Origin of the sequence: Bradyrhizobium nitroreducens, from assembly GCF_002776695.1 — a bacterium.
GTDB classification, from domain to species: Bacteria; Pseudomonadota; Alphaproteobacteria; order Rhizobiales; family Xanthobacteraceae; genus Bradyrhizobium; species Bradyrhizobium nitroreducens.
Genome location: NZ_LFJC01000003.1, coordinates 5051225 through 5064840 on the forward strand (window position 1 = coordinate 5051225; position 13616 = coordinate 5064840).

The following is a 13616-nucleotide window of genomic DNA, read 5'->3' on the forward strand; positions in this document are numbered from 1 at the left end:
CGATGGCTCACGAAACCGCAACGCTCGCCGCCTATGTCTTCAAGCTGAAATACCAGGATATTCCGGCGGAAGTGCTGGAGCGCGCCAAGGTGCTGACGCTGGACTTCCTCGGCAGCGCGATCCGGGCGAGGCGCGAGGCGGAATCGACCCCGTCGATGCTGAAAATGCTGGAGGCGCTGGCGCTCGACACCAAGGGCGAATCCACCGTGTTCGGCGACAGCAAGACCTGGACACCCGCGGTTGCCGCGCTGCTCAACGGCGCACTCGGCCACTCCCTCGATTTCGACGACACCCACGCCGATTCCTCGCTGCATCCGAGCGCGCCGGTGGTTCCGGCCGCCTTCGCCGTCGGCGAGATGGTCGGCGCTTCGGGCCGCGACGTGCTGACCGCGATCGTCGCGGGCTATGAGGTCTGCTGCCGGCTCGGCAACGCGCTCGACCCGACCTCGCACTATGCACGCGGCTTTCACCCGACCGCGACTGCCGGCACCTATGGCGCGGCCGCGGCAGCCGGCAAGCTGTTTGGCCTCAGCGAGCAGCAGTTGATCGCCGCCTTCGGCGTCTCCGGCAGCCAGGCCGCGGGCTCGCTGCAATTCCTGGTCAATGGCGCCTGGAACAAGCGCTACCAGGTCGGCGCCGCCGCAATGAACGGCGTGATCGCCGCAACGCTGGCGCGCAACGATTTCGTCGGCGCGACCGAGTCGGTCGAAGGCAAGCACGGCCTGCTCGCCGGCTACACCGACGATGCGCATCCCGACAAGGCGGTTGCCGAACTCGGCAAGACCTATGAGACGATGAAGATCGGCGTGAAGCCGTATCCGAGCTGCCGCTACACCCATGCCGCGATCGACGCGCTGATCGCGATGCGGCGCGAGCACAATCTGACGCCCGACCAGGTCAAGCGCGTCGAGATCGGACTGCACCGCAACGGCATCACGCTGACCGGCGATGCCGCGACCAAGCGGCATCCGACCTCGATCGTCGGCGGCCAGTTCTCGATGTTCTTCACCGGCGCGCTCGCGCTCGACCAGGGCTCGTTCGGCTGGGACGATTATAGCCGCCTCGGCGACGCCGCGATCGACGCGCTCGCCGACAAGTTCGACGTGGTGCAGGACGACCGTCTCGAGATCGGCCGCACCCATCCCTTCGGCGCGCGCGTCAGCATCACCACGGATGACGGCGTACACGAACGGCTCTATGCCGATCCCTCGGGAGAGCCGAATTCTTTCCCCGACGCCCAGGCGATGCAGCAGAAGTTCCTGACGCTGGCGCGCCCGGTGCTGAACGCGCGCGCGGAGAAGTTTGCGGACGCGATCATGACGCTGGAGCGCTTCGATCGCGTGGCGCAGGCGACGGAATTGGGACGCTAGGTTCGCCGCGGCACTCCGCTTACCCTCCCCTGGAGGGGGAGGGTCGGCTCGCGATCGAGCAAAGCGAGATTGCGAGACGGGGTGGGGTGACGGTCTCGCCGCAACGAACAGTGCGCGCGTGGAGAGATCACCCCACCCCGCTCGCGCTACGCGCGATCGACCCTCCCCCTCCAGGGGAGGGTAAGAAGAGACCTCAATTCACTCCCGCCAGCTTGCCCTTCTCGCGCGTCGCGGCCACCACGTCGCGCACGAGATCGAACACGCCATCGGCTTGCGGCGGTGCGTTCGGGGAGCGGCCGAGGCGCACGATCACGAGCTTCTCCGACGGGATCACGATGGTGTACTGCCCGATCGTGCCCTTGGCGAAGAAGGCATCGCGCGGCCAGCCGTGCTCCACGCGAAACTTCGCGCCAAAACTGTCGCCCTGGTTGGTCCAGAAGCCGGCACCGATGCCGACCCACGCATTCGGCGTGGCCGTCGCCGAATAGTTCACCCAGCCTTCCGGCAGGACGCGTTTGCCGCCGACAACGCCGTCATTGAGATAGAGCTGGCCGAAGCGCGCCCAGTCGCGCGCAGATGCGAGCATCTCGCTGGAACCTTCGATCGTACCCGAGCCATCGAGCTGAAGCGTGACATGGCGCATGCCGAGCGGCGCGAACAATTCGCGGCGCGCGAAGCGCAGCGCGCCTTCCGGGGTGCCGCCGGCCGCATCGCGGATCAAATGCGAGAGGATGAGAATGTTGCCGTCGTGATAATTCCACGCGGTGCCGGGCGCGGTCTCGAGCGGAATCGTCTCGGCATAGGCCGCCATGTCGGACTCGACGAACTTCATCCGGTTGACCGGCTCGAAGGCGGAGCCGAGCGAGGCTTCCAGGGAGCTGCCGAGCGCAAGGCCGGCGGTGTGGCGCAGCAGCTGGTCGACGGTGATCGCACGGCGCGGATCGTCGGGATCTCTCCAGGCGGCAACCGGCGCTGGTCCGTCGAGCTTGAGCTTGCCCTGGCGCACGAGGATTCCGGTGAGAGCCGAGATCACCGATTTCGTCATGGAGAAGCCGAGCAGTGGTGTCTCGGGTCCGATGCCGTCGGCGTAGCGCTCGGCGATGATGCGGCCGGCCTTCATCACGACAATCGCGCGGGTACGGCGGTAAGGCGGTTGCGCCGGCTCGGTGAAGGCGCGATCAAGCGCGGCGGCCAGTTCGGGGCTTTGCGGCGGCACGAGTGAGGAGCCGGCGATCTCGGGCAGCGACGCCGGCTGTTTGTCGTCAGGCGGCACCGTCACGTCCGCAATCCCCGCTTCATGCTCGAGCGTGCAGCCAAGGCCCTCGCGATAAACGGCATGGCTACGGCCGATGCCGAACAGCGTCACCGTGACATCCTTGCGCGTGCGATCGACCCGGGTGTCCATCGCCCAGGTGATCAGGCCGGTGCCGGGCATGGCGTCGGTGGTCTCGGTGAAGTTGCGCCTTGGATCGAGGCCGGAGACGAACGTCTCCGAGCACAGGATGTCGGCGACGAAGCCGGTGGCGACCTTAGGCATGTCGCGGGCTCTGGCCGCGCCGAGCACGAGGCCTGCAGCGGCGATGGTGGTGGTGAGGAGGACGATCTTGCGGCGGCGGGTCACGGGCTTTCTCCGGCACAGGGGGCGTGTGCCACGAGGAAGCCGGAGCAGGCTGAGGAGCGCTCGCCGGATTTGGAAAATGGCCTGGTGGAAGTCGGAGGACGCTGGTCGATTCTGGAATATTGCAGCGATTACAGCGACTTAAATTCTAGGCTGCGTTCACCTTCAGCCGTCGATATTCCGTCGGCGTCACACCGGTCACTGCCTTGAAGGCGCGGTTGAACGGGCCGAGCGACTGGAAGCCTGCATCCATGGCGATGGTGATGACGGGGACTTCGGCCTGGGCGGGATCGGCGAGCGCGGCCTTGGCTTCCTCGATGCGGTGGTTGTTCAGGAACACATTGAAGTTGCGGTAGCCCAGGCGCTGATTGATCAGCCGGCGCAGCCGGTACTCGGGAATTTTCAGGCGCCCGGCGAGCGCGCCGATGGTGATGTTCTCCTGGCGATAGATCCGCTCGTCCGCCATCAGCCGCATCAGCGCGTCGATGAGCTTCTGATCGGCGGCGTCATCGGCCGCGGGCTGACTGAAAACGTCAGGCGGTGCGGGCTCCGCCACGGCCGGAAACAGATCCGCCCCGTCAACCCGCATCATCGCATAGACGATCGCCGCGACGGTGCAGGCAAGCACGCCGGCATTGATGGTTTCGGCGATATCGCCGACATGGTGGCCGGCGAAGGCGATCTGGAGCACCGCGTTCAGCCCGCCATAGAGCGCGATTGCGCAGACGATGAAGACGCGAACACGGCGGCGGCGCTCGACCAGGTCGGCCGGCCAGGATGCGATCATCTGCCCGACCGCAAGCGCGATGAAGCCGAGCACAATCAGATTGACCATCGTCACCGAGAACCGCACATGGCCGCCGGGTGCAATCCAGACGCACCCTGCGAAGCTGAAGGCCGCCACCAGCGCCCAGACCCATCCGTGCCACCAGCGAAGGCGAAACTCGTCGTCGAACAGGGAGCGTGTGAACAGCCAGAACACCACGATGGTGCCGGTCGACAACGCGATCAGCGGCGCATGCCAGAGCGGAACCCGCGACGTGACGTCCACCGAATAGCTCAGCGCATGCGCGGCCGAGCCCAGCGCGAAAGCCGCGCCGAGGCGAGCCGCGAGCACCTTGCGGAAGTCGGAGAGCAATGACGCCGCCAGCATCAGCAGCAACGCAACGCTGGCGGCGCGAAAGGCGAGGTCGAGGTTGGCAAGGGTCATCGGATGGGCGGACGGTCGAGGTTGGAACCCGCCGAACATCGTTCGTCGCGCCCGTTTTTTCAAGGACCATCGGTATGCAACGGCGAGAGCAATACCCACGGCCCGCGCTATCGGCCCAGGCCTTTGTCGCGACGGCACTGCAAAATCCTGCTACGCTTGCACTCAACAAAGTCAAAAGGAGTCCACCATGAGCTGGCAGCCCTCGAACGATCCCGTGCTCGGCGATCCCATGTCCTGCGATGCGCTCGATCTCGTCATCGTGCCGCGCACGCGCGATCTCGGCGACGGGTTCGCGGTGCGGCGCGCGCTGCCGCACGGCAAGCGGCAGATGGTCGGGCCCTTCATCTTCTTCGACCATTTCGGGCCGGTGCAGTTCGTCTCCGGCAAGGGAATGGACGTGCGGCCGCATCCGCATATCGGGCTTGCCACGGTCACCTATCTGTTCGACGGCGCGATCATGCATCGCGACAGCGAGGGCAATGTCCAGGAGATCGCGCCCGGCGCGATGAACCTGATGACGGCCGGACGCGGCATCGCGCATTCCGAGCGCACGCCGGATGCGCAGCGCAGCTCGGGGCAGAAGATGCTGGGCCTGCAGAGCTGGATCGCGCTGCCGGCGGGATCGGAGGAAATCGCCCCGTCGTTCCAGCATTACGCGGCGGGCGACCTGCCGATGATCTCCGAACGCGACTTCACCGCGCGGGTGATCGCGGGATCCTCGTTCGGCATCGCCTCGCCCGTATCGATGGTGTCACCCTGGTTCTACACCGAGGTGACGGCCACGGCAGGCGCGAGCGTGCCGCTCGACCCTGATCATGAGGAGCGGGCGATCTACATCGTTGACGGCGAGGTCGAGATCGCGAACGAGCGCTACGAGGCGCCGCGGCTGCTGATCTTCCGGCCCGGCGACCGCATCACCGTGAGGGCGCTCCAGGCGACCCGGATGATGTTTCTCGGCGGCGATGCGCTGGAGGGCCCGCGCCATGTCTGGTGGAATTTCGTCTCCTCCAGCAAGGAGCGGATCGAGCAGGCCAAGCAGGACTGGAAAACCGGCCGTTTCGCGGCAGTTCCGCAGGAACATGAGTTCATTCCGCTGCCGGAATAGGCTAATCCGATTGCCGGTCGCGCCATCAGGCGCGGCGGGATCTCCTGCGCGAACGCCCTGAAAGCTCTGACGATGACCACCATGCTATCCAGCGACCTGCCCCTGACCAAGATCGGGCGCGGCAAGGTGCGCGATATCTACGCCGTCGATGATGACCGCCTGCTGCTGCTCACCACCGACCGCATCAGCGCGTTCGACGTCGTGATGGGCGAGACCATCCCCATGAAGGGCGCGGTGCTCACTCAAATCAGCGCATTCTGGTTCAATGAGCTCGAAGGCGTGGTGCCGCATCACATGATCAGCGCCGACACCGACGAGATCATCGCCGCCGTGCCGGCGCTTGAAGCGCACCGCGCCGAGATCCTCGGCCGCGCCATGCTGTGCAAGCGCACCACCGTATTCCCGATCGAATGCGTGATCCGGGGCTATCTCTCGGGCTCGGCATGGAAGGAATACGCGGCCAGCGGCACGCTCGCGGGCGAGAAGCTGAAGGCCGGTCTCGTCGAAAGCGAGAAGCTGGAGCCCGCGATCTTCAGCCCGGCGACCAAGGCCGAGACCGGGCATGACGAGAACATCACGATCGCGAAGATGCGCGAAGTGGTCGGCGACGAGACGGCCTATACGCTCGAGAGCATGACGCGCGCGATCTACACGCTCGGCGAGGAGCTGGCGCGCGAGCAGGGCATCATCATCGCCGACACCAAGTTCGAGTTCGGCCGCGACAAGGACGGCCGCATCATCCTGATCGACGAGGTGATGACGCCCGATTCCTCTCGCTTCTGGGCCGTCGATAGCTACAAGCCCGGCCAGCCGCAGGCGAGCTTCGACAAGCAGCCCTTGCGCGACTATCTCGACGTCGAGCGCCGCGCCGGCCGCTGGAACGGCGACGCCCCGCCGCCGCCGCTGCCGGCCAGCGTGGTGGAGGCGACGAGCAAGCGGTATCTGGAGGCGTATCGGCGGGTGACGGGCAGGGAGCTCAAGATCTAGGCTGGGCTGCTGCGTCGAACTCCGCTGTCGTCCCTGCCTAGTGCGCACTAGGCAGGGACGACAGCGGTGGGTGTTGCACGAGCGTCGACTTCTTCCTCAACCACGGTTGATCATTCACACGTCGTGAACGGGGATTCGCACCGAACCGCCACATGAAACTGTCGGATGTTTCATAGTTACAAGAATCCTGTTGCGCTAAGTCCGTAGTCATCTACGTCTCAGACGAGATGTTTCAGGAGCGAGCGCAACGGCGTGACCGATCCAGCAATTACTTTCAGTCCGGCCCCTCGTTTCAATCCAGCTCTTAAACGTGCGCTGAATGATATAATGGGCGGCAGCGCCGCCAGCATCCTGACCGTCACGTTCGGGCTGTCCTATTCACTGCTGATCTTTGCCGGCCCGCTGTCGCCCTATCTGTCCTACGGCATCACCGCGACATTCGTCAGCTCCGCGGTGCTTGCCATCGTCGTCGCGCTGTGCAGCTCGCTGCCTTTTGCCGTGGCGGCTCCCGACAGCTCGACGGCGGCGGTGACGGGCATTCTGGTGGCATCGCTGGTCGAGCGCATCGAGGCCACCAGCCCGTCCGTGCCGCTGCTCTCGCCGGTCCTGATCACGCTCGGCCTGTCGACGGTGCTGACGGGGCTGGTGCTGTGCGGATTGGGGCTGACGCGGCTGGGGCGCGCCATCCGTTACGTGCCCTATCCCGTGGTCGGCGGTTTCCTCGGCGCCACCGGGCTCCTCATCGCGCTCGGTGCCATCAGGGTGATCACCAACCACCCCCTGCAGCTCGCGACGCTGCCTTACTTCGCCAACGCCACCACGCTGCTGGAGCTGGGCGCCGCCTGCGCGATGGCGCTGGTGCTGTATCTCACCTGGCACCGCTCGCGCAGCCCGTTCGGGCTGCCGATCATCCTGGTCGGCGGCGTGCTCACCGCGCATCTGGCGTTCTGGATCACCGGCGTGTCGTTCGACAGCGCGCGCACACTGGGCTGGACGTTCCAGCCGCCGCCGCAGGCGGTGTTCATGTTGCCCTGGCACACCGAGGATTTCGCCCGCTATCCCTGGTTCGTCGTGCCCGACCTGATCGGCAACGTCGTCGCCGTCATCTTCGTCACGGCATGCTGCACGCTGTTCAACACCACCGGCATCGAGGTCGCCGTGCACCGCGAAGCCAATCTGGAGCGCGAACTGAACGTCACCGGCATCGCCAACATCCTGAGCGGGTTGCTCGGCGGCTACCCCGGCTGCAGCTCGATCAGCCGCTCGATCCTGAACTACAGCAGCGGCGGGCGCGGCCGCCTGTCCGGCCTTACCGTGGCGGCGCTGTCGCTGGTGATGCTCGCGGTCGCACCGGAACTGCTCGGCTTCATCCCGAAATTCGTGATCGGCGGCCTGCTGCTCTATCTCGGCGCCGACCAGCTGCACAGATGGATCATCGAGTCACGCAAGCGGCTGTCGACGCTCGAATATCTCTCGCTGATCGCCATCATCGCGATCATCGTGACCTGGGGATTCGTGCCGGGCATCCTGATCGGCGTGATCATCGGCTGCGCGACCTTCGCGTTCAGCGCCGCGCGTGTCGAATCGATCAAGTACAGTTTCGACGGCTCGGAGTACCGATCCTCGCTCGATCGCTCGCGGGACGACCAGGAAGTGCTGCTGGCGCATGGCGGCAGCATCCAGGGACTTAACCTGCAAAGCTATCTGTTCTTCGGCTCCGCCAACCGGCTCTACCAGCATGTCAAGCAGCTGCTGCAGGAGCGCCCGGAGTGCCGCTATCTGCTGTTCGACTTCAAGCTCGTCACCGGTGTCGACTCGTCGGCCGCCTACAGTTTCGCCCAGATCAAGCGCAGCGCACACGACCTCGGCGTCGAGCTGATCCTGGTGCATCTGTCCGCCGCGGCCGAGAAGGTGTTGCGCTCCAGCGACTTCGTCGGCGAAGGCGTCACCATCATCCCCGAGCTCGATCGTGCGCTGGAATGGTGCGAGAACGAGATCATCTCCCTGCATCAGGGCCTGGTGCAGGAAGAGGCCAGCCTGCATGACTGGTTCGCGCGGATTCTCGACAGTGAGGACGATGCTGACAGGCTGATTCACCGCTGCCAGCGCATCGAGGTCGAGGCCGGCGAGATCATCGTCCAGGCCGGCGACCCCGCCGATTCCATGCACTTCATCCTCGAGGGACGCGTCGGCATCATGGTCCCCGCAGATGAAGACCGCACCACGCGCGTGCGCAGCCTCGGCCGCTACACCACGATCGGCGAGATGGGCCTGGTGTCGAATACCCCGCGCAGCGCGACGATCCAGGCGGAAGTCGAGAGCGTGCTCTACGTGCTCAACACGCACCAGTTTGACGAGATCAGGGAGGAAGATCCCGCGCTCAGCCACAAGCTGCTGACCTATTTCGTGTCGGTGATGGCGGAGCGGCTGACCTTCGCCAACCGGACGATTGCGGTGCTGAGGAGGTAGCTGGCGGGGAGCCCGCGACGCAACCCAATTTTGCGTCGGGACAGTAGAGGTGGATCGACCTCAAGCCTCGATCATCCGCTGCTCGTCCAAGGCAAGCAGGAGCTCGGCAACCCGGTTGGCGGACGCCGTCCATTCCGCGAGCTTGGCGTAATTGTCCGTGAACCAGTTGAAGGCGGTCTGGACAACGACGAATGCCGCCGAGGCCTGGACCACTTCGCCGAGAGTCATGGTGCTGTCGAGGTACTTGGGCAGGCAAAGCAGCAGGCCGACCACCGGCGTCACCAGGAGACCAGTGTAGGTGACCAGCGTCATCCGCATCAATTGCCAGCAGTAGATTCGCCAGATGGCGATCACCGCTTTCAGAGCGGCGCCCACGGCGTGGCGATCGTTGATGACGGCGTCCTGCACCACCTTGCCCTCGCGGGTCTCGCGCACATGCGTTCCGATCGCCCGCAGCTCGGCTTCCATGCGCTTGTTTTCCTCGATGACCCGGGTCAGACGGCCGGCTGTCAGCCAGATGCCGATCAACAGCAACGCGGAATAGGCGATCACGGCGAGGACGAGGTACCCGGGAATCGCAAATGCGATGCCGTCGAAATGGACCGTGAGGCTGCCCCCAACCGACCATAGCACCCCGACGAAGGTTGCAATGGTGAGCACCGACTGCAGCAGGCCGTTGACCAGATCGACCGGGAGATCCGTCGCGACCCTGGCATCCTCGGCGATGCGATACTCCGGCGCCTCGTGATGTCCCTCGATGGCGTTGCGCCCCGGACCACGATCATCCACCAGCCAGTCGCTATAGAGGCGATGGCTCAACCACTCGCGCCAGGAGCGCTGCAGGGTCATCCGCGCCCACACCGAGAACACGACCAGGGCGATGCTCGACGCGGCCAGCGGCAGAAACCGGAGCGCCAGGGACAGCAGCTCCGCCTGATCCTTCCGGCCGATGGCGTTGAAGAAGTCCCGATTCCAGAAGTTCAGGCCATATTGCGTCAGGAGCTGCAGCACCACGTCGATGATCAAGGCGATCACCAGCAGCCAGGCCATCCACGCCGACGGTCCGCGCCAGTATCCCGAGGCACTTTGCCAGAAGCGGCCAAGGAGCCGCATCTCACCCGGAATGAAGGACGTCCTCGTCAGCATGAGCGAGCCGCAACCCTGCGCGCGCGCCACCCCTATGATGCCGCGCGCGTCAGGTTAGGCGGTCTTGCCCGAGGCCTCTTGACCTGCGTCAAGCAATGCTCGGGGCTACACCCCCGCCATCATCACGTATTTGATCTCGACATATTCTTCCATGCCGTGACGGGAGCCTTCACGGCCGAGGCCGCTTTCCTTGACGCCGCCGAAGGGCGCGACTTCGGTGGTGATGAGGCCGGTGTTGACGCCGACCATGCCCGACTCCAGCGCCTCGGCGACGCGCCAGACGCGGCCGAGATCGCGGGAATAGAAGTAGGAAGCAAGACCGAACGGCGAGGCGTTGCACATGGCGATGACATCCGCTTCGTCCTTGAAGCGGATCACCGGCGCGAGCGGGCCAAAAGTTTCCTCCTGCGACACCAGCGAGTCCGGCTTGACGTCGGCGAGCACGGTCGGCTCGAAGAACGAACGTCCGAGCTCGCTGCGCTTGCCGCCGGTCACGACCTTGGCACCGCGCTTGACGGCGTCTGCAATGTGGCGCTCGACCTTGTCGATCGCCTTCATGTTGATCAAAGGCCCCTGCGTGACACCGCTCTCGGTGCCGTCGCCGATCTTCATCGCCGCGACCTTGGCCGACAGCTTCTTCACGAACTCATCGTAGATCTTGTCCTGGGCGTAGAGGCGGTTGGCGCAGACGCAGGTCTGGCCCATGTTGCGATATTTCGAGACGATCGCGCCTTCGACCGCGGCATCGATGTCGGCGTCGTCAAACACCACGAAGGGTGCGTTGCCGCCGAGTTCGAGGCCGAGCCGCTTCACGCCGACAGAAGCCTGCTGGTAGAGGATCTTGCCGACCGCCGTCGAGCCGGTGAAGCCGACGAAACGCACCGCCGGATGCTCGCACAACACCTTGCCGATCGGCGGCGCGTCACCCGTGACGATGTTGAGCACGCCCTTGGGGATGCCGGCCTTCTCGGCGAGCACGGCCAGTGCCAGCGCCGACAGCGGCGTCTCGTTGGCGGGCTTCAGCACCACCGTGCAGCCGGCCGCGAGCGCCGGCGAGACTTTTCGCGTGATCATCGAGTTCGGGAAGTTCCACGGCGTGATCGCGCCACAGACGCCGATCGGCTGCTTGATCGCGAGCAGGCGCGCATCGGGCCGCTGGGTGGGAATGGTTTCGCCATAGACGCGCCGCGCCTCCTCGGCGAAGAACTCGATATAGGCGGCGCCGATATCGACCTCGCCGAGCGCCTCGGTGAGTGGCTTGCCCTGCTCGGAGGTGAGGATCAGCGCGAGGTCCTCGCGGTTGGCGACGATCAACTCGAACCATTTGCGCAGGATGTTGGAGCGCTGCTTGGCGGTGTGTTTGGCCCAGCCCGGGAAGGCGCGCTCGGCGGCTTCGACGGCCTTGGTCGTCTCTGCGGCACCGAGCTGCGGAACCTTGGCAAGCTCAACGCCGGTGGCGGGATTGTTGACGGCGAAAACCGGCGTGCCGACCCATGCGCCGTCGATGTAGCAGGCCTCCTTCAGGAGCGAAGGGTCCTTCAGCCGGTCGCGCAGGGTTGCGGTGGCTTGCGGGGCGCGTGCGGCGGCGGTCGGTGTCATGGCGTTACTCCCTGGGGGCGATCGGATCGGCCCGCAATATAGGGGCAGGCGGTGCCCAATGCACCGCCCCGCAACGCACATCTGATGGGAGCTTAGGAGAGAGCGGCCTTAGGCCGCGCCGCTCATATAGGTTTCGCGCCGGCCGATCATGCGCTCGGCCGCCGCCTTGGCGTCGGCCTTCGAGGAGGTCGCGCACGTCCGGTATTCGAGATCGGGCACGTCGGAGGCGTTGCGACGTCCGAACCACGACTTCGAACCAACCGGCAACAGCGCCAGGGATTGCGCCAGATTGTCGACTGCCCCGAAGGAATAGAGCGCGCCGGTGCCGGCGATACGCACCTCGTAGATCCCTGGCGAAATCGGCGCCTCCAGGTTCTCGCCCCGTCCGGGACGGGGATAGCGCTTCCATTCGCTCCAGGTCGAAATCATCTGAGTCCCCTCGCGGCCACTCAGGGCCGCCAAATTTGTATCAAGTCTTAACGTCGGCCGCCGATTGGGCCGAGTGCTGAACGCCGCAACGCACAAAATGTTTCAAGTGCTTCAAACACGAGAAACATACCGTCAGAGCCCATCCACGGTCACGGCGAGATGCGGCCATCCACCGCAGATTGCGATGGAGTGTTGCCGTTCGGCCCACTTGTCGTCCTGCGTGGGGCACGGACCGTCAAGTCACGACATCGCGACCGTTGCGGGCATCTGGATGCGCTTGCCGCGCGGGGCGTGCGGTAGGACAATCGATTACTGCCAACAATAATCAAACCCGAGGAAACGCCATGCAAAGCAAAGCCCAGATCGATGAGATTCTGCGTCAGAAGAGCGAGGCCAAGGAGATTCCGGGCGTCGTCGCCATCGCCGCGAGCGGTAACGACGTGCTGTATCAGGGCGCGTTCGGCAAGCGCGACCTGTCCAAGCCCGATGCGATGACGGCTGACAGCGTGTTCTGGATCGCCTCGATGACGAAGGCGGTGACATCGGCGGGAGCGATGCAGCTGGTCGAGCAGGGCAAGCTGTCGCTGGATGCGCCGATCGGCGAGGTGTTGCCCGATCTCGCCAATCCGCAGGTGCTCGAAGGCTTCGACGCCAAGGGCGAAGCCAAGCTGCGGCCGGCCAAGCGGCCGATCACGCTGCGTCAGCTCATGACCCACACCGCCGGCTTCTGCTACAACATGTGGAACGGCGATCTCGCGGTTTATCTCGACAAGAACGGCATTCCCGCCATCACCACCTGCCAGAACGCGGCGCTGAAGACGCCCGTCATGACCGATCCCGGCACCCGCTGGGAATACGGCACCAACATCGATTTCGTCGGCAAGGCGGTGGAAGTGGTCAGCGGCAAACGACTGGACGCCTATTTGCGCGACAACATGTTCAGCCCGCTCGGCATGAGCGACACGGCGTTCAAGATCACCGACAGCATGCGCAAGCGCCTCGTCGGCATGCATGCGCGCGGCGAGGACGGCCAGCTCGCAGCGATCCCGTTCGAGCTCGAGCAGGAGCCGGAGTTCCACATGGGCGGCGGCGGCCTCTATTCGACGGCGGCCGACTACATCAAGTTCACCCAGATGATCCTCAACAAGGGCCGCGGCAACGGCAACCAGGTGCTGAAGGCCGACACGATCGCCATGATGAGCCAGAACCAGATGGGCGATCTCAACATGACCAAGATGACGACGGCGGCGCCGATGTACACCAACGACGTCGATCTCTATCCGGAGCAGGTGAAGAAATGGGGCCTCAGCTTCATGATCAACACGGCGAAGACCGCCGAGGGCCGCAGCGCCGGCAGCCTCGCCTGGGCCGGCCTCGCCAACACCTATTACTGGATCGACCCGGCGCGCGACGTCACCGGCGTGATCCTGATGCAGCTGTTGCCGTTCGCGGACGCGAAATGCCTGGAAGCCTTCGCGGGATTCGAGCGCGGGGTCTATGCCGGGCTCGATGCAGGGAGTGGGCAGAAGGCGGCGTGAGACGCGCTGCTCTCTCCACACGTCATGGCCGGGCTTGTCCCGGCCATCCACGCCTTACCTTGCGGCACGAAGAACGTGGATGCCCGGGACAAGCCCGGGCATGACGACCGGGTAAGACCGCGGCGACCATCCATGACAAGAGGAT

The 13616-nt window shown here is 65.2% G+C and carries 10 protein-coding genes; 5 read left to right on the forward strand and 5 right to left on the reverse strand.

The window, feature by feature from the left end; translation table 11 throughout:
- The first annotated feature begins 2 nt into the window (after positions 1-2).
- Positions 3-1370 (forward strand): MmgE/PrpD family protein, encoded by a 1368-nt coding sequence (locus TSA1_RS24465; RefSeq protein ID WP_100178568.1) that lies wholly within the window; start codon positions 3-5, stop codon positions 1368-1370.
- A gap of 193 nt (positions 1371-1563) precedes the next feature.
- Here the strand turns inward: TSA1_RS24465 and TSA1_RS24470 are convergent, their stop codons facing one another.
- Positions 1564-2991 (reverse strand): serine hydrolase domain-containing protein, encoded by a 1428-nt coding sequence (locus TSA1_RS24470; RefSeq protein WP_100178569.1) that lies wholly within the window; start codon positions 2989-2991, stop codon positions 1564-1566.
- 145 nt (positions 2992-3136) lie between these two features.
- Entirely contained in the window at positions 3137-4198 is a 1062-nt protein-coding gene (locus TSA1_RS24475; RefSeq protein ID WP_100178570.1) for an AraC family transcriptional regulator, read from the reverse strand.
- A 187-nt stretch (positions 4199-4385) separates the two neighbouring features.
- Here TSA1_RS24475 and TSA1_RS24480 point away from each other — a divergent pair, with 187 nt between their 5' ends.
- The 3 genes from TSA1_RS24480 to TSA1_RS24490 all read left to right on the forward strand — a co-directional run bounded on the left by TSA1_RS24480 (position 4386) and on the right by TSA1_RS24490 (position 8759).
- Positions 4386-5303, forward strand: a complete 918-nt coding sequence (locus TSA1_RS24480; protein ID WP_100178571.1) for a pirin family protein — start codon at positions 4386-4388, stop codon at positions 5301-5303.
- A gap of 72 nt (positions 5304-5375) precedes the next feature.
- Positions 5376-6290 (forward strand): phosphoribosylaminoimidazolesuccinocarboxamide synthase, encoded by a 915-nt coding sequence (locus TSA1_RS24485; protein WP_100178572.1) that lies wholly within the window; start codon positions 5376-5378, stop codon positions 6288-6290.
- Positions 6291-6542: 252 nt separating this feature from the next.
- Positions 6543-8759, forward strand: a complete 2217-nt coding sequence (locus TSA1_RS24490) for an SLC26A/SulP transporter family protein (RefSeq protein WP_100178573.1) — start codon at positions 6543-6545, stop codon at positions 8757-8759.
- Positions 8760-8819: 60 nt separating this feature from the next.
- Here TSA1_RS24490 and TSA1_RS24495 read toward each other — a convergent pair whose 3' ends face one another.
- The 3 genes from TSA1_RS24495 to TSA1_RS24505 all read right to left on the reverse strand — a co-directional run bounded on the left by TSA1_RS24495 (position 8820) and on the right by TSA1_RS24505 (position 11933).
- Positions 8820-9905, reverse strand: a complete 1086-nt coding sequence (locus TSA1_RS24495) for an SbmA/BacA-like family transporter (protein WP_100178574.1) — start codon at positions 9903-9905, stop codon at positions 8820-8822.
- A gap of 105 nt (positions 9906-10010) precedes the next feature.
- Positions 10011-11504 (reverse strand): NAD-dependent succinate-semialdehyde dehydrogenase, encoded by a 1494-nt coding sequence (locus TSA1_RS24500; RefSeq protein ID WP_100178575.1) that lies wholly within the window; start codon positions 11502-11504, stop codon positions 10011-10013.
- A gap of 108 nt (positions 11505-11612) precedes the next feature.
- Complete coding sequence (locus TSA1_RS24505; protein ID WP_100178576.1) at positions 11613-11933, reverse strand: hypothetical protein; 321 nt, start codon at positions 11931-11933, stop codon at positions 11613-11615.
- Between the two features lie 344 nt (positions 11934-12277).
- Here TSA1_RS24505 and TSA1_RS24510 point away from each other — a divergent pair, with 344 nt between their 5' ends.
- A complete protein-coding gene (locus TSA1_RS24510; protein ID WP_100178577.1) occupies positions 12278-13471 on the forward strand; it encodes a serine hydrolase domain-containing protein in 1194 nt (397 codons plus the stop codon).
- Positions 13472-13616 lie beyond the last annotated feature (145 nt).

What these genes read in the sequence shown, in the direction of transcription:
- TSA1_RS24465 (WP_100178568.1), top strand. Translation starts at nt 3, where the DNA reads ATGGCTCACGAAACCGCAACGCTCGCCGCCTATGTCTTCAAGCTGAAA.
- TSA1_RS24475 (WP_100178570.1), bottom strand. Translation starts at nt 4,198, where the DNA reads ATGACCCTTGCCAACCTCGACCTCGCCTTTCGCGCCGCCAGCGTTGCG.
- TSA1_RS24480 (WP_100178571.1), top strand. Translation starts at nt 4,386, where the DNA reads ATGAGCTGGCAGCCCTCGAACGATCCCGTGCTCGGCGATCCCATGTCC.
- TSA1_RS24485 (WP_100178572.1), top strand. Translation starts at nt 5,376, where the DNA reads ATGACCACCATGCTATCCAGCGACCTGCCCCTGACCAAGATCGGGCGC.
- TSA1_RS24495 (WP_100178574.1), bottom strand. Translation starts at nt 9,905, where the DNA reads ATGCTGACGAGGACGTCCTTCATTCCGGGTGAGATGCGGCTCCTTGGC.
- TSA1_RS24500 (WP_100178575.1), bottom strand. Translation starts at nt 11,504, where the DNA reads ATGACACCGACCGCCGCCGCACGCGCCCCGCAAGCCACCGCAACCCTG.
- TSA1_RS24505 (WP_100178576.1), bottom strand. Translation starts at nt 11,933, where the DNA reads ATGATTTCGACCTGGAGCGAATGGAAGCGCTATCCCCGTCCCGGACGG.
- TSA1_RS24510 (WP_100178577.1), top strand. Translation starts at nt 12,278, where the DNA reads ATGCAAAGCAAAGCCCAGATCGATGAGATTCTGCGTCAGAAGAGCGAG.